This window comes from Streptomyces sp. URMC 126, from assembly GCF_051386555.1.
GTDB lineage: Bacteria > Actinomycetota > Actinomycetes > Streptomycetales > Streptomycetaceae > Streptomyces.
The window spans coordinates 13,331-33,067 of sequence record NZ_JBPQTX010000010.1 but is presented as its reverse complement, the minus strand read 5'-3'; the positions used below and the strand labels follow the sequence as shown (position 1 = coordinate 33,067).

The following is a 19,737-nucleotide window of genomic DNA, read 5'->3' as shown; positions in this document are numbered from 1 at the left end:
GTGCCCCCGGCCGAGACCAGCCAGCCCAGCCAGCCCAGCACCGCCCCCACCACGCCGGAGGGCCCGGACACCCTGCTCTTCCCGGCCTCCTACGCCCAGCAGCGGATGTGGTTCTTCCACCACCTCGACCGCGGCAACCCGTACTACAACATCCCGCTGGCGCTGCGGCTGACCGGCGAGGCGGACCCCGCCGCGCTCCAGGCCGCGCTGGACGGCGTCGTGGCCCGCCACGAGATTCTGCGCACGACGTTCACGGAGCGCGACGGCGAGCCGCGGCAGCTGGTGGCGCCGGCCGGACGCGTCCGGCTGGAGACGGCGGAGTGCGCGCCCGAGGACGAGCACCCGTGGGCCCTGGAGTGGGTGGGCCGGCCGTTCGACCTGACCACCGGCCCGCTGTTCCGCGCCGCCCTGCTCACCACCGCGCCCGACCGCCACCTGCTGCTGCTCTGCCTCCACCACATCGTCACCGACGGCTGGTCGCTCAACGTCCTCACCCGCGAACTCGCGGCGTTCTACCGGGAGTACCGCACGGGGGAACCGGCCGGCCTCGCCCCGCTGGAGATCCAGTACGCGGACTTCGCCGAGTGGCAGCGCGAACAGCTCGACGGTGCGGCCCTGGAACGCCGCCTGGACTACTGGCGGCGGCAACTGCGCGACGCCCCGGCGGCGTTGGACCTCCCCACGGACCACCCCCGGCCGCCCGTACAGTCCTTCCGCGGCGCCCGCGTCGACTTCGAGCTGCCCGACGACCTCGCCCGCGCGCTGCGCGCCACCGGCCGGGCCCACGGCACGACGCTGTTCATGACGCTGCTGGCCGGGGTGACCGCGCTGCTGCACCGCTGGACCGGGCAGGACGACATCCTCGTCGGCTCCCCCATCGCGGGCCGCGACGTACCGGAGACCGAGCCGCTGCTCGGCCTGTTCGTCAACACCCTTGTACTGCGCGGCGACCTGTCGGGCTCGCCGACCTTCGCCGACCTGCTGGCCCGCACGCGGCGCGCCTGCACCGGCGCCTACGACCACCAGGACGTACCGCTGGACAAGCTCGTCGAGGTGCTGCGGCCGGAGCGCGACCCGGGCCGCAACCCCTTGTTCCAGGTGATGTTCGCCCTCCAGAACCCGCCGCGCATGGATTTCCCCCTGCCCGGCGCCCGCCTGCGCGCCGAGCCGCTGCCGCGCCACTCCACCCGTTTCGACCTGGAGTTCCACCTCTGGGAGGACGGCGACCGGCTGCACGGCTCCCTGGTGTACGGCACCGACCTGTTCGACCCCGAGACGGCCGCGCGCACGCCGGACCGGCTGCGCCGCCTGCTGGCCGCCGCCGTCCGGGCCCCGGAGACGCCCGTCGCGGACCTCCCCTTCGCGGACACGGAACCGACGACTCCGGTACGCGCCCCCGCCGATCCGGACACGACCGTGCCCGCCGCCTTCGCCGAGCGGGTCCGGCGCGCGCCGGATGGTATCGCTGTGACGGGGGGCGCGGCTGAGCGCGCCGGGGCCGGCGCCCTCGGGGGCGCCGCCGAGGAAGACTCGGGCGAACGGGATGCCGTCGTCGACACGGGCGATGCGCTCGTGCGCTCCGCCGCCGAGGAAAGCCGGTACGCCCAGGGCGCCCACGCCACGGCCGAGGCGCTCGCGCGCCCCGCCGAACGGGACCGGCGTGCCGCCGCCGTCACGGACGGGGCACGCGCCGGGTCCGCCGCCGAGGGCGACCGGAACGCGCCGGGCGCCGCCGCCCCGGCCGGCACGCTGACGGCCGCCGGGCTCGCCGAGCGCGCCGACGTCCTGGCCGGACGGCTGGCGGCCCGGGGCATCACCCGCGGCACGCGCGTCGGCCTGCGCCTGCCACCGGGCGCCGACGCCGCGGCGGCCACGCTCGCGCTGCTGACCCTGGGCGCGGTCTGCGTGCCCGTCGAACCGGAGTCGCCGGACGGACCGGCCTGCGACTGGCTCGTCGCGGCGGGCGCGAGGACACTCCTGACCGACCGCGCGTGGACGCTCCCGACGCAGGTGACGGCCGTCGAACTCGCCGCGCTCAAGACCGACGCCCCGGAGACACCGCAGGACCGACCCGCCGGACCGAACGACGACCACCCGCCGACCACACCGGAGCCCGGCCTCACGACGCCCGACGTGCCGACGACCGTACCGGCCGACGTCTCCACGCCCCCCGCAGACGACGACCCCGAGACCCCCTCGACCTCAACGGCCGGGCCGGACCGGGACGCCCCGGCGTCCGCGCCGGCCGCCACACCCCCGACCGCCGGGACGGGCGGCAGCCATCCGGCGGCCGCGCCGGAGACCGGTCCCCTCACGCTCGGCGCCGCCGGGCCGGGGGTGCCGCGGCACCCGGCGACCGCACCGGTCGGCGTCTCCACGACCGCCGCCGGCGACGACCCCGAGACCCCCTCGTCCTCAACGGCCGGGCCGAACGGGGACGCCCTAACGTCCGAGACGAACGACGGTCACCCGGCGACCGCACGGGCCGATGTCTCCACGAGCGCCACCGGCGACAGCCCCGAGACCCCCTCGACCTCAACGGCCGGACCGAACGGGGACACCCCGGCGTCCGCGCCGACCGCCACTCCCCCGACCGCCGGGACGGGCGGCAGCCACCCGCCGGCCACACCGGAGACCGGCCTCACCACGCCCAACGTGCCGAATGACCCGGCAACCGTACCGGCCGACGTCTCCGCGATCACCGCGCCCCCCGGTCCCGAGGCCCCCGCTTCCCCGGCCGCCGCCCACCGCGCCGAAGCCGCCCCTCGCCCGTTCTCCGGGCCGCGCGGCGCCGACCCCGCGTTCGTCCTGCGCGGTGCCGCCGGGCCGGTGGAGTACGGCCACGCCGCGTTGTGCGCGACGCTGGACCGGCTCCAGGATCTCGGTCGGCTCGGGGCCGGCGACGCCGTGCTGTACCACCGCACCGCGCCGCTGCCCGACGCCGTGCACGCCCTGCTGTGGCCGCTGCTGTACGGCGCGGCCGTGTACGCCGCGCCCGGTGTCGGGCCGGGGCGGGTGGCGGCGGCCGTCGCGGGTGGCGGGGTGTCCGTCGCGCTGCTGCCGCCCGCCGCGCTGGACGAAGCGGCCCGTGCCGAGCGGCCGTCGGACGACCGGCTGCGGCTGGTGCTGGTCGACGGCGGGCGGCTCACCGCCCGGCTCGCGGACCGGTTCCTCGCCGCCCGCCCGGAGACCGTCCTGCACCGGCTGTGGGTGCTGCCCGAGGCCGCCGGCTGCGTGGCGGCCCTGCGCTGCCGCCCCGGCCTCACCGACGCCGAACTCGCCGCCGGGCGGGACGACCACCGGCCCGTCGTCGTCACCGACGAGCGCGGCCGGCCGCTGCCGAGCGGCGTCCCCGGCCGGCTGTCCGTCCACCGGCCGGGCGCCGCCGCCCCCGCGCCCACGCCGTGGCGCGGGCGCCGGCTCCACGACGGGCGGCTCGCCGTCGCCGACGACGCGCCGCCGCGCGTGGACGGGTACGCCGTCGACCTCGCGGCGGTCGAGAACGCCCTGCTCGCCGACGAGACCCTGGCCGGCTGCGCGGTCCTGCCCCGGACCACCGCCGACGGGGTCGAGGAGCTCGTCGCGTACGCCGTGCCCACCGGACCGTTCTCCGCCCGCCGGGCGCGCGAGCGGGCCGCCGCCCTGCTGCCCGCTGCCCTCGTACCGCGCGCCGTGGTGCCCGTCACCTCGCTGCCCCGCGACCGTTCCGGCCGCCTCGACGCCGCCGCGCTGGCCGCGCTGCCCGTCGTGGACGAGGACGCCGCCCGGGCATGGGAGCGGGAGCTGACGGCGTCCGGCGGCCCGGCCGTCGCCGTCCTGGTGGAGGAGGCGGCCCCGGAGCCGGAGGAGCGCGTCCACGTCCCGTTGCCCACCCCCGAGGACCCGCGGGAACCGGCCGGCGACGGGGAGGAGCCGCGCCCGGCCGCGCCGGCGGACGGCGGGCGCCCGGCCGTGGCCGCGGGCCCGCCGGCCGTGACGCCGTCCGTCCGCACCCTGCCGGAGGCCCTGCGCCGCGCGGCCCGCGAGAACCGGGGCGGCATCGTGATCGTCGACCGGCGCGGCGCCGAACAGGAGCTCTCCTACCCCGACTTGGCGGCGGACGCGGCCCGGGTCCTGGGCGGCCTGCGCGCCATCGGGCTCCGCCCCGGCGACCGCGCCGTCCTGCAGTGCCCCGGCCACCGCGATTTCCTGACCGCCTTCTGGGCCTGCCTCCTCGGCGGCTTCGTGCCCGTCCCGCTCGCCCCCGCCGAGAGCTACGCCGAGGACACGTCGGCCGTCGAACGTCTGGCGGGCGCTTGGGAGTTGCTCGGCCGCCCCCTCGTCCTGGCCGGGGACGAGACGGCCGACGGGCTGCGCGGGCTGGCCGCCCGCCGGGGCTGGGGGACCGCCCTGCGCGTCGGCGTCCTGGACGAGCTGCGCCGCCACGCGCCCGACCCGGACGAGCACCCCTGCGCACCCGACGACGTCGCCCTGCTGCTGCTCACCTCCGGCAGCACCGGCACCCCCAAGGCCGTCCCGCTGCGCCACCGCAACGTCCTGGCGCGCTGCGCCGGCACGGCCGCCGCCAACGGATTCGGGGCCGGGGACGTCACGTTCAACTGGATGCCGCTCGACCACGTCGGCGGGATCGTCATGTTCCACGTACGCGACGTCTACCTGACGTGCCGTCAAGTGCACGCGCCCACCGGCTGGGTGCTGGAGGACCCGCCGCGCTGGCTCGACGTCGTCCACCGGCACCGGGTGACGCTCACCTGGGCGCCGAACTTCGCGTTCGGCCTCGTCAACGACCGGGTGGCGGACGCGGCGGGGCGCGGCTGGGACCTGTCCTGCCTGCGCTTCATCCAGAACGCGGGCGAGGCCATCATGCCGCGCGTCGCCCGCCGCTTCCTCCAGGCGCTCGCGCCGTACGGCCTGCCGGCCACCGCCATGCGGCCCTCCTGGGGCATGTCCGAGACGTCCTCGGCGGTCACCTACTCGGACGCCTTCACCCTGGCGACGACCTCCGACGCCGACCCGTTCACCGAGGTCGGCCGCCCGCTGCCGGGCACCACCCTGCGCATCGTCGACGACGCCGGGGAGACCGTGCCGGAGGGCGTCCCCGGCCGCCTCCAGGTCAGCGGCCCGACGGTGACCTCCGGCTACCACGACAACGAGGAGGAGAACCGGGCCTCCTTCACCCCCGACGGCTGGTTCGAGACCGGCGACCTGGGGGTGATCCGGGACGGCGCGGTCACCATCACCGGCCGGGCCAAGGACGTCCTCATCATCAACGGCGTCAACCACTACTGCCACGAGATCGAGTCGGTGGTGGAGGAACTGGACCGGGTGGAGAACTCGTTCACCGCGGCCTGCGCGGTCCGGGACGCGGGGGCGACCACGGACGGCCTCGCCGTCTTCTTCCACCCGGCGCCCGGCGCGGACGTCGCCGCCACGGTCCGCGAGATCCGCTCCCTGCTGGTCCGGCGGACCGGCCTCAACCCGCGCCATATCGTACCCGTCCGCAAGGAGGACGTGCCCAAGACCGAGATCGGCAAGATCCAGCGGGCCGCGCTGCGCCGCCGCTTCCACTCCGGCGGCTTCGACGCCGCCCTCGCCGAGGTGGACCTGCTGCTGGGCGACGAGCGCACCACCCTGCCCAACTGGTTCCACGAGCGCGTCTGGCGGCCGGCCCGCCCACTGCCCGGCCCCACCCCGCAGAGCGCGGGCGGCACGGGCGGCACGCTGCTGGTACTGGCCGACGACGCGGGCCTGGCCGACCGCCTGCTGCCGGAGCTCGCCTCCCGAGACCGCCGCACCGTCCGCGTCGACCGCGCGGAGCCCGGGACGGAGTTCGCGCGCCTCACGCCTGACCGTTTCCGCGTCCGCCTCGACCACGCCGAGGACCACGGCCGCCTCCTGGACGCCCTGGCGGCGGACGGCCATACGGTGACGGACGTCCTCGACCTCACCACGTACGCCCCATCGGCCACCGACGCCACCACACCGGTCCCGGCGGAGACCGCGGCCCTCGTCCACCTCGTCCAGGCGCTCGCCGCGCGGCGCGCCGAGGACGCGCGGACGCGCCTGCGCGTCGTCGGCCGCCACACCCAGCACGCCGCGCCCGGCGACGTGGTGGACGCCGACCGGGCGGCCCGGCTGGGCCTGCTGACCAGCCTCGCGCAGGAACTGCCGTGGCTCGACTGCGCGCACCTGGACCTGCCGGAGGCCCCGCCGGAGACTCATGTGCCGGACATCCTCGCCGAATTGGCTGCCCGCCGGGGCGACACGGAGGCCGCCGTCCGCGACGGCGTCCGTCTCGTGCCGCGCCTGGCGGCCCTGTCGCCACCGGCCGGCCCGCCGGCCCCGGGGCCGTTCCGACGCGGCGGGCTCGTCGTCGTCACCGGCGGGCTGGGCGGCCTCGGCACGGAGATCTGCGCGCACCTCCTGGACGCGTACGACTCCCGCCTGTTGATCCTCGGCCGCACCGAACTCCCGCCGGAGGACGCGTCGGACGCCACCGCCGCGTCGGACACCACCGGCGCCCGGCGCCTGGCGGCGTACCGCGCGCTGCGGGCACGCAGCGAGCACGTGCTCTACGCGACGGCCGACATCACCCGCGCCGACGAGGTACGGGCCGCCCTCGGTGAGGCGGCCACCCGCTGGTCCCTGGCCCCGACGGCGGTGCTGCACCTGGCCGGCACGTTCCGCCAACGCCCGTTCCCCGAGCAGACCGTCGAGGAACTGGCCGAGGTCCTGGCCCCCAAGACACTCGGCACCCGCGCCCTGCTCGACGCGCTGGGCGACGCGGCGGACGACACGGCTCTCATCGCCTTCTCCTCCGTGAACGGCACCTTCGGCGGCGCCATGGTCAGCGCCTACGCGGCGGCCAACGCCCACCTGGACGCCCTGGTCCGCACCGGCCGGGAGCGGGGCCGGCGCTTCGCCTCCGTCGCCTGGAGCCTGTGGGACGAGACCGGTATGAGCGCCGGCCGCGACCTGGCCGAGCCCGGCCGGGCCCGCGGTTACCGCCCGATCGGCCGCGCCGAGGGCGTACGGTCGTTCGTCCACGCGCTGCGCCTGGACCGGCCGCACGTCCTGGTCGGCCTGGACCCGGCCCGCCCGTGGATCCGCGGCGCGCTGGACGCCCCGGCCCGCCCGGCCACCACCCTGACCGCCTACACGGAACCCGAGCCCGCCACAGCCCCCACTCCCACCGACCGGTACGGAACGCCGGTCCCCGTACGCCGGGTGACCCTCGACCGCCTGCCCCGCACCCCGGACGGCACGGTGGACCGCGCCGCGCTCCGACGCGCCGACCGCCCGGGCCCGGAGACGGCCCCGGCGGGGAAGACACAGCTGCTGGTCGCCCGGGTGTGGTGCGAGGTACTGGGCGTGGACCGGGTGGGCCCGGACGAGAACTTCTTCGACCTCGGCGGCCACTCGCTCCTCATGGCCCGCGTCCACGGCACACTCCAGACCGCTCTGGACCGCGAGTTCTCCATGGTCGACCTCTTCCGCCACCCCACCGTAGCCACCCTCTCCGCCTTCCTCGACGCCCCGGTCGCGGCACCGCCCGAAGCCTCCCGGAATCCGGCCCGGGACCGGGCCGCCCGCCGCCGCGCGGCCCGGACGACGGGACGCGGACGGCGCTGATCCCGTGCCGCCGGCAAGGGAGCGCGCCCGTGGCACGGCGGCGCGCTCCCCGTGGCGAACACGGGCGCGGTCACGTCTGCTTCGCCCTTCAGAACGCTCCCGGCCTCACGGCTCTGCGGACGCACGGCGAACTCGCGCGGGTGCCGACCGCAGGGCCGTCCTGGCCCTGTTCGTCACCGGGCTCGGGCCGGAGGACGCACGGTCGCTGAGCGAGCCGCTGGAGGCGCGGGACGGATGCGGGCGCCCGTAGCGCACCGCCACCGCCACGCGGCTAGTGCTTCAGCGCGACCCCGGGGCTCTTGGCGGTGGGCACCTCGTGGGCCGGGCAGGTTGTGAGGACCCTGCTCATGGCGGCGTGCTCCTTGGGGGTCACCCACAGCTTGTACTGCCGCTTCACGGCGATCTGCCGGGCGACGTAGTCGCAGGTGTAGGCCGTGTTCGCGGGGAGCCAGTCGGCGGCGTCCTTGTCGCCCTTGCCCATGTTGGCCGGCCCGTCGGCGGCGACCAGGTTCAGCGGGTCGTTGGCCAGGGCCTCGCGGCGGGCCCGGGACAGCTTGCGCGCCCCCGTTCGCCAGGCGTCGGAAAGCGCCACGACGTGGTCGATCTGCACGTCCGAGGACCGCGCGCCGCGCCGGAAACGGATGGTCTTGCCCGTGTAGGGGTCCGCGAGGGTGCCGGAGGTGACGGTGCACTTGGCGGGGCCGTCGAGCTTCGGGTCGCGCAGGTCCCGTCGGAGGATGTCGTTGCGGGTGTCGCAGCCGTTGCCGGAGCCGGGCGCGTCGGTGCGGTCCGACCACGCCCGGCCGAACTTTCCGCGGTCGTACCCGGCTTTCGACTCCGCTTTTTTGACCGGCAGTTCGGCCAGCGCCGCCCGCACGGAGCCCGGCTTGGCGTCATCGGGCCCGCCGTCCCCGTCCCGCGAACACGCCGTCAGCAGCACGGGCAGCAGCAGGAGCGCGGCGACGGCGCCGCGGCGACGGGGGTGGGGGTAAGGGCAGGGGCGGGGCTGGGACGGCACCGAGGCCTCTTTTCGTACGTCGAGTGGTGTGCCATGGGCAGGCCGGCTTCGCGCCCGCTCAGGAAGCGCGCTTCCCGGATGACGGGTTCCTCGGCCTCCTCGGTCCGGACGGGGACCCGGTTCCCGCCTCGCGGCGGAGGAGCCGCTTGCGTCGTCCGCCGCCCATGGCGAAGGTCAGCCAGCGGTCGGCGCCCCGGGCCGCCAGGAAGCGCCGGCGCTCCCGGCGTGAGCGCGGGCGCCTCGTCTCGCCGCGCGGCGCGTTCTGCGACGCGTGCGCGGTGGAGGCGAGGCGCCGGCCCGCCCGTGCGAGGTCGGCGAGGACGTGGTCGCGGTCCCGTTCGCCGCGTCCGGCGAGCAACTCCGTGTAGAGACCTTCGATTTCCGCCACGGCCGCGCCGATGAGCAGGTCACCGCCGCCCGCCGGTGCCGTTCTGTCCCGCGCCATCCGCAGCCCCCTTCGGACGAGTGGTCGCGACGCATCACGGCGACGAGCGGTCGCCGGGTCGCGCCCAGGACTTGCCCGGCTGCGCAACCGGGCAACCACACGTACCGGAGATCGTCTCGCCGCCCGTCTACCCCGCGGAGGCGTGGGGGTCAGGGGCTGACCGGGTCGAACCCGTAGCGCAGGGGCTCGTCTTCCACGCGAATGTCGCGCCGGTAGACATACAGCGCGTCCACGCGGACGTCATCCGCGGCATGCTCGACGACGCACGGACGGGTGACCTGCACCACCGCCGGCCGCCCCGCCACCTTGATCCGCACGCCGTCGGCCGGCCCGCCGGCCAGCACCGCCGTCTCCGGTCCCCACACACCGTCTCCCGCCATGGGGATACTTTACGCATTGCGCAAGTATCGGAGAAAGGGCCGTCAGTCCTCGTAGTAGTTGTTGACGATCACGTCCGGCTCGTCGTCGTCGAACGCCTCGTTCAGCAGCGCGCCGCCGACGAGACCCGCCGCGCCGGCCCCGATGAGCGCGCCGGTGCCGAACCGCCGGCCGCCCTGCTGTCCGCCGCCCTGCTGCGGCTGCGCGTCACCGTGCGGAACGGGATAGCCCTGCTGGTGCGGCTGGGGGTATCCCTGCTGCACCGGCTGCGGGTACCCCGCCTGCGGCTCGGTGTAGTACGGGGGCGGCGTGGTCTGCACGCGGTGGGCGCAGCCGCCGCACGCCTGGACCGGCCGGGGCACGCCCCACTGCGGCGACCAGGAGACCGTCGTCATGCCGGGGCCGTGGGCGGGGTCGAAGAAACACGTCACGGAAGGACTCCCTGTCGGTGGCTGGGGTGCCGCGATGGTCGGCGCGGTGTGCGCCGACGGCGGCGTGGAGACGAGCGTCGGGGTCGGTGCGGGTGGTGGGGTGGGGGTGACCGGGGGGACGGTCGGCGGAACGGTCGGTGGAGCGGTCGGTGCGGCCGTCGGCAGGTCTTCGGCGGTCTTCCGCTCCCGCGCGTGGCCGGCGGGCGCGGAAGCCCCAGCGGGCCCAGCGGGCCCGGCAGGCCCGGCAGGCCCGGTGGGCTCCGCCGAGGTGTCCCGCAGTACGTCCACGCCGTAGTCCGAGGCGATGCCCGCGAGGCCCGACGCGTACCCCTGCCCCACCGCCCGGAACTTCCACTCCGCGCCGTGCCGGTACAGCTCGCCGAAGACCATCGCGGTCTCGTCCCCGGCGTCCCCGGCCCCGAGCTCGTAGCGGGCCAGTTCCGCGCCGCCCTCGCGGTCGGTCACCCGGATGTGGGCGCCGTGGACCTGCCGGAAGTCCTGGCCCCGGGCGTCGGCCTCGTAGAGGGACACCGGGAAGACGATCTTCATCACGTCGGCGGGCACCCGGCCGAGGTCGACGTGGATCCGCTGGACGTCACCCGCCGGACCGGCGTCCCCGCCGTCCCCGGCGTGCCGGACCGCACCGTCCGGGCTGGTGAGGTTGTTGAAGAAGACGAAATGCCGGTCGGAGAGCACCTTCCCGGACCCGTCGCACAGCAGCGCGCTGGCGTCCAGGTCGCAGCCCGGCGCCGCCCGCCAGCCCAGTCCGACCGTGACCGCGGTCAGGCCGGGGGCCCGCGCGCTCAGCGAGACGTTGCCGCCCTTGGTCAGGGGCACACCCATCTCCGTTCCCTCCACCACCGCCCCGGGGCCCGCGCGTTCGCCGCGGCGGGCCTGCCCGGGGCTCATCCGGTTTCCCTGTTGGCACGATGTGTGACGGGCGGTTCCGGAACGGCTCCGGCGCGGCGCACGGCGACGCGGACAGGACGTCTCACCTGGGGGTACGCCTCACCTGTGGGTACGTCATATCGCCCCGGGCCGACGCCTTGTCACCACCCGACGCGCATACTTTAGCGCTTGCGCAATAGGGCAACTTACGGGGTGGCCGGTGCCCGCCGTTCTCCCCTCCCAGGGGCGGCCACGAGCCGCCCCGCCACCTCACCCCGCCGTGCCGCCCACGACGACGGTCCACGGCCGCACGGACCACCCGGTGACCAGCCCGTGCCGCACGTACGGGTCCCGTTCCGCGAACTCCTCGACGACCGACGGGTCGTCGACCCGCCACACCAGCAGCGCCCGGTCCACGGGCCCGTCCAGGGCGCCGCCCAGGATCAGCGCGCCCTTGTCGTGCGCCTCCCGCGCGAGCCCGAGGTGCTCCTCCCGAAGGGGTGCCCTGCGCTCGACGTAGTCGTCGACGAGCGAGTACTCCAGCACGTAGTACGCCATGGTCGTCCTCCGCCGTTCGGTGGCCGGTCCCCCGCCGCAGCCTACGTCGCGGGCGGGACCCGCCGGTCGTCCGTACGACCGGATCCGGCTGCTCCGCGCTCCGCCGCCAGCCGGCTCGCGAGCAGCGCCACCGCCAGGGCGATGAAAGTCCAGAACACAGGTGTCCAGAAAACGTCGTCGACGGGCCCCCAGAAGGCCAGTGCCGCACCGGCCGCGGCGAGGGCCGTCTGGATAACCGTCCCGGCCCGCCGGCCCCGGAGGACGAGGGCGTGGCCGAGCCAGGCCAGCCCGCACAGCGGCGCGCCGAGCACGAGTGTGAAGACGGCCAGGAACAGCGACGCGGGCACGCCCACCAGCCAGATGACGGTGATCAGCCAGGCGAAGAAGCAGGACGCGACGGCGGGGCCGGGGACCGCCCGGCCGGCCCGCCGCCGGAGGACGAGATGGCCCCAGGCGGCCAGGGCGGCCACGGACAGCACGCCCAGCAGGACGGCGGCGACGCGGGCCGGGTGGCCCCCGGCGTCCCAGAGCAGCGCCGGGACGGCCACCAGCATCGTGATCGCGAGGACCGGTACCAGTCCCGCCAGCCCGTTCTTCCCCATCGCCCCACCACGCCTTTCCGCGTTCCCGCGTTGCCGGTCCCCGCGTCGCCATTCCCGCGCCGCCGGCCCCCGCGTCGCCGTTCTCACGCAGCCGTTCCCGCGCCGCCGGTGCCGGACGCGGTCCGGGTGCCGCGGGAGTCCGTGAGCTCCGGACTTCGCGGCACCCGGCCGCCGTTCGGCCCCCGGAGCGAACCGCCCTGGGTCATGTCACCGATGCCGGACGCGCCCTGTCGGACTGTCGGCCTCTCGGCCTATCGGACTAGTCGAACACGTCCTCGTGGGCCTTGTTGTCACAGTAGATGCCGGCGCCCGGCCGCTTGGACGGCGGGTCGCCGATCACCGGCAGCGGCTCCTTGATCGCCCAGGGGTTGCCGCCCCGTCCCCGGGTGGTGATGTCGCAGATGCCGAACGCGTTGTCGTACTTCAGGTCCGGGACGTTGGAGAACTTCTTCCAGTCGCCGCTGTGCACCGGACCGCCGGACGGCCGGCCCTCGTTGTCGACGACCTTGCCGTCGAGGTACAGCCACAGGTCGGGCATGAAGCTGCTGTACACCAGGCCGCGCTGGGGCGCGGTGCCGGCGCCGTCCGCCCGCTGGGTGGACCGGACCGAACCGTCGGCGCAGAAGGCCATGCTGACGTTCTGCCAGATCGGCGGGGCGTTGCCGATCTGGGAGCCGGCGACGTTGCTGGGGCCGCGGTACCGGAAGAACATGCTGTAGATGTCACCGGCCATCCGGCCGACTTCCTCGGGCACGTTGCCGTTGCCCTTCACCGCGTCCACCCAGGCCGACGCGTTGGTGTCGACGGACGACTGGGCGATCATGGCGCGGAAGCCGTGGACGCCACCCATGACGCTGCGCGTCTCGACGCACTTGCCGTCCTCGACGATCTTCGGCGCGCGGACGTTCGAGATGTACGCCTGGCCGGGGACGTTCCCCGTGCCGATCGGGTCCACCCGCGTCTTGTCGCCGCTGTAGACGTTGGCGTCGATCTCGTCGAAGCGGAGGTCGGGCGGCGCGATGCCGTAGTCCTTCTGGACGGCCAGCATGAAGTCGCGGACGAACGGCGCGATGTGCGCGTCACCGACGATCTGCTGGGTGCCGACGTCCTCGGACCCCTCGATGACCTTCCCGTCGTCGCCGACGAGGAACGCGACGTCCATGTGCGTCTTCAGCTTGTAGTCGTGCTTGCTGGCGAACGCCTTGTCCGGGTCCACGGAGGGGTTCGGGCGCGGGTTGGCCATCGCCATCCAGATGGGCTGGGACATCGACGGCGCGCCGCTGCCGGGGACCGGGCCCTTGCCGCCGGCGGCGACCTGGTCCCGCCACCGGCGGGCGGCGGCCTCGGTCTCGGGCATGACGCAGCCCTTGTTCGCGGTCGAGCACTTCGGCAGCTGCAGGATGCCGCGCTGGGTCTTGTCGGGGTCGTCCCAGACCTTGCCGCCCTCGGTGAGGCCCATCGCCCAGTCGTACATCGTGGTCATCGTCCGCAGCGGTGTGTTCATCAGCCAGGGGAGGTTGGTGTTGGTCTCCTGGTTGGGGTCGAAGATGGACACCGCGTCGAAGCGGCGCTCCTTGTAGGTGGCCTTGATCGGCGCGATGGCGACGGCGTCGAAGGCGATGTCCTGTTCGCCCTTGCCGTCGTCGGTGACCGAGCTCAGCCGCACCTTGGGGGCGCCGTTGAAGAGGAACGCGCCGATGGTGACCCACCGGTTGCCGTCGCCGGGCTGGCTGACGATCCGGGTCCTGGTGCCCTTGGCCGTCTCGATCTCGTACCGCGCCCTCTTGGTCTGCGCGCCGTGGTCCGGGAGGTGGACGAGGACCTTGGCCGCGCCGTTCACCGTCTGGTCGAACGCCCAGGTGCCGACGACCTTGAGCCGGCCGCGCTCGTCACCGGCCTTGCGGGTGTGCGCGAACCAGAAGTGCCCGGCGTAACCCGCCCCGAGCTGCTGGAAGTCCATCCTTCCGGCCGGGGTGTCGAAGTCGAGGGTGAAGGTTCCGTTGGTCTTCCGCGGCGTCGGGCAGTCGGGGCGTACCACCGGGGTGCCCGGCGGGACGTCGTCGACGACCATGGCGTTGTCCGGCAGCCCCTCGGTGGTGCACCTCGGCGGGTAGGCGGTGCCGTCGGCCTCCTCCTTGTAGGTGTCGTCGAAGCGCAGGATCTCGTTGCCGCACTGCTTCTTGTCGCAGTCCTTCCACGAGACCTTCTGGTTCCACCAGCACTTGAGGTCCACGCGGTTGCAGGCTCCCAGGCCGGGCTGGTTCTTGTCGTCGGGCCCGATCCTGCTGGGATCGCACTCGTTGGCCGTGGTGCAGAACAGGTTCTCCGGCGGCTTGACCTGGGTGCGGTAGGCGGGGATGGTCCACCAGGCGGGACGGAAGCCGTGCACCAGCTTGCCGGGCGACTCCAGGGCCTCCAGCGGGCGCGCCGCCCAGCCGAGGACCTTCTCCTGGTACGGCCAGTCCTGCGGGTGCGCGGCCTGCGAGTAGTCGTCGCCGCCCGCCCCGTTCTCCAGGAAAGGGGTGCGGTTGGCCTTCCACAGCGGGTTGGCGGGGTTGTTGGTGAAGCCGACGCCCCACAGGCCGCCGTTGTCGCCCGCCTTGGCGCGGGGGTAGTAGCCGGAGTTGTAGGCCCAGAGGGCGAAGAACCAGTTTTCCAGCCACTTGGGGTCGCCGTTGTTGACGGTGAGGCCGTCCGCGCGGGTGGCGTTCCACTTCTCGACCAGGATGTTGACGCCGGCGGCGATGTTCGCCGTGTAGTCCAGCGCGACGGCCTCCTGCTGGAGCGTGGACAGCGGCTTCTCGTCCTTCTTCTCCTTGCCGTGCATGCGCATGCCGTCGGTCACCTGGGTGATGCCGTAGCCGCAGTCGGCCTCGGACCAGTTGATCCACCACGGGTCGTTCTGCTGGCCGTCGGGCGAGTACTGGACGCCGTAGTAGTTGCCGATGAGCGGGTTGCCGGTGACGCCCGGCACCACGACCCGGGAGGCCTGCCACATGTTGGACTCCTGCGCGGTGATGCCGAGCATCACCTGCGCGGGTATCCGCCCGCCGCCGTCCAGCCCCCTCAGGGGGAAGAGGCTCTGCGGCTGGTAGGCGCCCATGCCGAGGTTCTTCCAGTTGGCGGGGCGCGAGATGTGCTTGTTCAGGTTGTTGGTGATGGCCTGGTCCACCGCCCACTCGACCTGCCGCGGCTTGGGCTGCATGGCCTGCTTGGCGGGGTCGTTGCGCGGCACCGAGCAGTAGCGCTCGGGTTCGGCGGTGCCGGCGAAGGAGTTGCGCGCCTTGGCGCCCTTCGGCTTCCCGCCGCCGGGGCCTCCCAGGACGGGCGACGGGGCGCTGCCCTGACCGGGCCGGCCGATGACGGTCCGCTCGGGGGCCACCCGGAACCCGGCCTTCTTGCCCGTGCCGTTGACGGTCAGGCCGATGTCGACCGGGCGGGGCGCGGACGCTTCCTCGGGGCTGACGCGGGAGTCCTTGCCGTCGGCCCAGCGGACGTCGGTGACCAGGGCCTCGCCGCGGGTGGTGGCGTGGGCGTCCTTCGGGACGTCGGCGCGCCACACCGGGCGGGGCAGTTCGCCGGCGGCCTGTGTGGCACCGGTGATGAAGACCTTCCCGTCGGCGCTGCGGGTGACGTCCATCTTCGTCAGCGGGCCGCGGGCGAGGACCGGCGGGCGGGTCCGCGCGCCGTCCGCGGCGGCGATCTCCTTCGCCGTGACGCGCTTGACGACGCCCTGCGTCCGGTCGTCCGGTGTGCCGGTGGCGGACCGCGGGCCGGCGGCGGTGCGGTCGAGGTAGACCACGCCGCCCTCGGCGTCCGGCTTGAGCTGGAACGGGACGCGGTCCGTGCGGGCGATCACCCGGCGCGCTCCGGACCCGTCGATCCGTACCAGGCGGGCCGCGTCGGCGGCGACGATGCTCCCGCCGACCGGAACGGCCGATGTCACCTGTCCCTTGACCTCGATGGTCCGGCCGCGCTTGCCGGCCGCCGCGTCGACCTCCACGAGGCGGGTGGCGTTCTTCTTCTCGCCGCCGGCCTGGGTGAGCACCGCCGTCTCGCCGGTGCCGCAGCCGGGGCTGAAGTAGGCCAGCGACGCCTGGCGGTCGAGCTTGGTCACCCGGCCGGTGGTGAGGTCCACGACGGCGGTGAACGCGCCGCGGGCCATCAGCTCGGACTTGTTGGTGAAGGTGCGCGGCGCGTAGGCGACGACCGCCCGCCGCCCCGAGCCCGTCACGCAGGCGTTGCCGATCCACATGTCGGCGTCGAAGCCGGGTTCGGAGAGCGTGGCCGCGGTCTTCCAGGCGTAGCCCGCCTTCTTCTCCGCGACGAGCACGTGGAAGCCGGTGCCGTCGCCGGACGTCGTCCAGGCCCGGTCCCCGGAGGCCCGCCACCCGTCCCCGAGCGTCGCCGCGCGCTCCCCGGCCGGGACGGCCGCCGGATCACTCCCGCGCTCCGCCCCCTGCCCGGCCGCCGGCCCGACGGTCCCTTCCCCCGACGCCCACGCCCCCGGCGGTAACTGCACGACCGCCACCCCGACGGCGAGCGTCGCGGCGGCGGCCATGGCCCGTCTGAAACGTTTCAATCTCACACATCCTCCACTGGTTCACCAGAGCTGTGCCGAGGCTCAAGTGACCTATGTGACACCTGAGTTGGCGTCACTGTACAGGCGGAGGCGGGAACTCACGGGTGGCGACGGACGTTGTCCCGTCGTCCGGCCGTGCCGGCTCCCGGAGCGAGACGTTCACCGTCCGGGGGCCCGGCCGGCGGGACGCCGGGCCCCGCCGGGCGCGCGCCGCGTCAGGGGGCGGAATCATCCTCGTGCCACGACGGGACGTTCGGGGACTCCCGGAGAGCACGCGGAGACGCCGGGAAGACGGCCCGGAGACGCGGCACCCGGAGACGGGCCGCGACGGCTCAGGGACGCGGCGCCAGGCGGCGGTCCGCGGCGGCTCAGGGGCGCGGCGCCCGCAGCCCCAGCACCTTGGCGGCGGTCGCGAGGACAGTGGTCACGGCGCGGAGGACCGGGCTGTGCAGACGCATCGCGTCGGTGTGTTCGGTGAACAGGATCGACATATAGGTGAGCGTCTTCAGACCGCTCATCTTCGTGATCTTCCCTTGCCGCACCAGGAGCCCCATGCGGTCGAGGTACTCCTGGAAACTGCCGGACGGCTGGTGCACATTGCGGATGACGACGGGCTCGTCGAAGTTGTTGCGGTACGTGTGGACATGGCCGGGCCGGACGATCAGCTCCTCGCCGGGTCCCCGGGTGTGCCAGGTGCCGTCCAGGAAGATCTCGACCCGGCCGGACTGTACGTAGAACTCGTCGGTCTGCGCCGGGTGGGTGTGCGGCGGGGTGGCGGTGCCGTGCCGCGGCACCGTCATCTCGATCTCGAACCCCTCGGTCGCGGGGGAATCGGTGCGTTTGGTGTAGCGGATGTGGGTGCCGTCGGGAAGGGTGAAGGCGTCCAGTGGCATCTGCGCTCCTGCCTTTCGCGGTCTGGTGGTTCGCTGTCGGTCAGTCACCGGGCACGGCCGGGTCGCGCGGGGTGTCGCCGTCGGCCCGGGCGGGAGCGGAGAGGGTGGCGCCGGGGCGGCCCGCGGGGTGCGGGAGGGGCGTGCCGTCCGATTCGTCGAGTCCGATGCGCCGGTGGAGGAGGCGCAGCGGCCGCGGGGCCCACCAGTTGGCCTTGCCCATCAGCTCCATCAGCGCGGGCACCAGCGTCGAGCGGACCAGGGTGGCGTCGAGCAGGACGGCGAAGGCGACGCCCAGTCCGATCTCCTTGAGGAAGACGATCTCGGAGATGGAGAACGCGACCATGGCCACGCAGAACATCAGGGCGGCGGCGGTGATGATGCGGCCGGTGCGTTCGACGCTGACGGCCACGGCGTCGCGGGTGCCGAGTCCGGAGTCGTGCGCCTCCTTGATCCTCGACAGCAGGAACACCGTGTAGTCGGTGGACAGTCCGAGGACCATCGCCATGATGAGGATCGGCTGGGTGGTGTCGAGGGCGCCGACGCTGTCGTAGTCCAGGACGCCCTCCAGCCGGCCGTCCTGGAAGACGAAGACCAGGGCGCCGAAGGCGGCGGCCACCGTCAGGCCGTTCATCACCAGGGAGACCAGCGGCAGCGTCGCGGAGCCGGTGGCGAGGAACAGGAAGAGCACCGTGGCGAGCACCACCACGAGCACCGCCCACGGCAGCCGGTCGGCGAGGCTGCTGCCCTGGTCGACGAAGCGGGCCGACTCGCCGCCCACGAGGAAGGGCGTCGGCGCGTCGAGGCCGCGGATGTCCCGCACCAGCCGTTTGCCGTCGTCCGACAGGGGGGCGGAGGCGGGCCGCACGGTGATGAGGGAGGTGTGGTCCGCCAGCGGCACGGGAGGGCTGACGAACGCCGTGTTCGGCAGCTCCTTGATCCGCGCCACGAGGGGGGCGGCCGCCCGGGCGTCGTCCTCCACGACGACGTAGACGGCGCGGGAGAGGGCCGGGCCGAAGTCCTCGCGCAGTGCGTCGGCGACGGCGCGGCTGCTGCGGGTGTCGGGCAGGACCCGCTCGTCGGCGATGACGAACTTCGTGCCGAGCGAGGGGAGTCCGAGCACGATCAGGGCGGCGAGGCCCGCGAGGGCGATCCGGGCGGGGCGGCGCATGACGAACGAGGCGAGACGGTACCACCCGCCGGAGCGGCCGGCGTGGGACTCGGAGTCGGCGCGCCTGCGCAGCCGGGCGGGGGCGAGCGCGTCGACGCGGTGGCCGAGCACGGCGAGCACGGCGGGCAGGACGACGAGGGTGGCGAAGACCGCGAGCAGGGGGACGGCGATGCCGGCGATGCCCATGGAGAGCAGGAAGTTCTCCTCGAAGACGGTCAGCGAGGCGAGGGCCCCGGCGACGGTCAGGGCGCTGAACACGATGGTGCGGCCGGCGGTCCGCAGGGTGACGCGCAGGGCGTCCTGGTGGGTGTCCGCGCGGGCGCGTTCCTCGCGGTAGCGGCTGATGAACAGCAGGCTGTAGTCGATGGCGAGGCCGAGGCCGAGGCCGGTGACCAGGTTGAGGGCGAAGATCGAGACGGTGGTCAGCTCGGTGAACACCCGCAGCGTGAAGTAGGTCATCACCACGGTGACGCCGGCGACCAGCAGCGGCATCAGCGCGGCGACCAGCCCGCGGAAGAACCACAGCGCCAGCAGGAACAGGACGGGGAACGCCAGCGTCTCGGCGGTGAGGAGGTCGTCGGCGGAGGTCTTGTTGATCTGGGCCTGTGCGGTGTCGATGCCGCCGACCGCCGCCCAGGGGGTGTCGGCGAACGCGTCGAGGACGTCCTGCGCGACGTTCTGCCGTTCCTTGATCGGCACTTGGCCGAAGTTGGCGACGACCACGGTGGCCTTGCCGTCCTTGGAGACCAGGGTCCGGCCCTGGGGGTCGAGCAGGCTGGAGACCCGGGCGATCTGGCGGTGTCCGCGCAGCTCGCCGACCACACGGGAGACGCGGTCCCGGGCCTCGGCGCCGTCGGTCCCGCCCGGGGCGTCCACGATCACGGTGATGCCGGGGTTGGGGTTGAAGTGGGCGGTTCTCTGGACCAGTTCGTCGGCGCGGACGCTCTCCGACGAGGGGTTGGTCGCGTCGTAGGGCGTCACGTGGTCGGAGACGGAGAGGCCGAACGCGGCACACCCCGCGATGAACAGGGCGCCCACCCACAGCACCCATCGAGCGTGTCTGATCACGAAGTGATTCCGCACCCCGCCCCTCTCCCCGTTCGCATGCCCTTTTCCCGTCACCTGTCGGTCCGCCTTCCCAT

Annotated in this window: 9 protein-coding genes and 1 pseudogene; 1 reads left to right on the top strand and 9 read right to left on the bottom strand. The window is 74.4% G+C overall.

The window, feature by feature from the left end; translation table 11 throughout:
• Positions 1-7,632 (top strand): SDR family NAD(P)-dependent oxidoreductase, encoded by a 7,632-nt coding sequence (locus ACSNOK_RS02665; protein WP_436778895.1) that lies wholly within the window; start codon positions 1-3, stop codon positions 7,630-7,632.
• Positions 7,633-7,903: 271 nt separating this feature from the next.
• On the opposite strand, the gene ACSNOK_RS02660 is transcribed toward ACSNOK_RS02665, so the two are convergent.
• The 9 genes and pseudogenes from ACSNOK_RS02660 to ACSNOK_RS02620 form a co-directional block, all read right to left on the bottom strand.
• Positions 7,904-8,650 carry an HNH endonuclease family protein gene (locus tag ACSNOK_RS02660; RefSeq protein WP_436778894.1) on the bottom strand — a complete coding sequence of 249 codons (747 nt, stop codon included), beginning with the start codon at positions 8,648-8,650 and terminating at the stop codon, positions 7,904-7,906.
• Between the two features lie 58 nt (positions 8,651-8,708).
• On the bottom strand, positions 8,709-9,095 hold the full coding sequence (locus ACSNOK_RS02655; protein WP_436778893.1) for a hypothetical protein: 387 nt from the start codon (positions 9,093-9,095) through the stop codon (positions 8,709-8,711).
• A 149-nt stretch (positions 9,096-9,244) separates the two neighbouring features.
• Complete coding sequence (locus ACSNOK_RS02650) at positions 9,245-9,475, bottom strand: hypothetical protein (RefSeq protein WP_436778892.1); 231 nt, start codon at positions 9,473-9,475, stop codon at positions 9,245-9,247.
• Between the two features lie 708 nt (positions 9,476-10,183).
• Positions 10,184-10,747: pseudogene (locus ACSNOK_RS02645) on the bottom strand (TerD family protein); the annotation flags it as partial.
• Positions 10,748-11,062: 315 nt separating this feature from the next.
• Positions 11,063-11,350 carry a YciI-like protein gene (locus ACSNOK_RS02640; protein WP_436778891.1) on the bottom strand — a complete coding sequence of 96 codons (288 nt, stop codon included), beginning with the start codon at positions 11,348-11,350 and terminating at the stop codon, positions 11,063-11,065.
• A 41-nt stretch (positions 11,351-11,391) separates the two neighbouring features.
• Positions 11,392-11,952, bottom strand: a complete 561-nt coding sequence (locus tag ACSNOK_RS02635; protein WP_436778890.1) for a hypothetical protein — start codon at positions 11,950-11,952, stop codon at positions 11,392-11,394.
• Between the two features lie 259 nt (positions 11,953-12,211).
• A complete protein-coding gene (locus ACSNOK_RS02630; protein WP_436778889.1) occupies positions 12,212-16,534 on the bottom strand; it encodes a hypothetical protein in 4,323 nt (1,440 codons plus the stop codon).
• 368 nt (positions 16,535-16,902) lie between these two features.
• Entirely contained in the window at positions 16,903-17,427 is a 525-nt protein-coding gene (locus ACSNOK_RS02625; protein WP_436778888.1) for a cupin domain-containing protein, read from the bottom strand.
• A gap of 40 nt (positions 17,428-17,467) precedes the next feature.
• Entirely contained in the window at positions 17,468-19,663 is a 2,196-nt protein-coding gene (locus ACSNOK_RS02620; protein ID WP_436778887.1) for an MMPL family transporter, read from the bottom strand.
• Positions 19,664-19,737: the final 74 nt, after the last annotated feature.

Excerpts from the sequence above, each read along its gene's own strand:
- ACSNOK_RS02655 (WP_436778893.1), bottom strand. The coding sequence starts at position 9,095 with ATGGCGCGGGACAGAACGGCACCGGCGGGCGGCGGTGACCTGCTCATC.
- ACSNOK_RS02650 (WP_436778892.1), bottom strand. The coding sequence starts at position 9,475 with ATGGCGGGAGACGGTGTGTGGGGACCGGAGACGGCGGTGCTGGCCGGC.
- ACSNOK_RS02640 (WP_436778891.1), bottom strand. The coding sequence starts at position 11,350 with ATGGCGTACTACGTGCTGGAGTACTCGCTCGTCGACGACTACGTCGAG.
- ACSNOK_RS02635 (WP_436778890.1), bottom strand. The coding sequence starts at position 11,952 with ATGGGGAAGAACGGGCTGGCGGGACTGGTACCGGTCCTCGCGATCACG.
- ACSNOK_RS02625 (WP_436778888.1), bottom strand. The coding sequence starts at position 17,427 with ATGCCACTGGACGCCTTCACCCTTCCCGACGGCACCCACATCCGCTAC.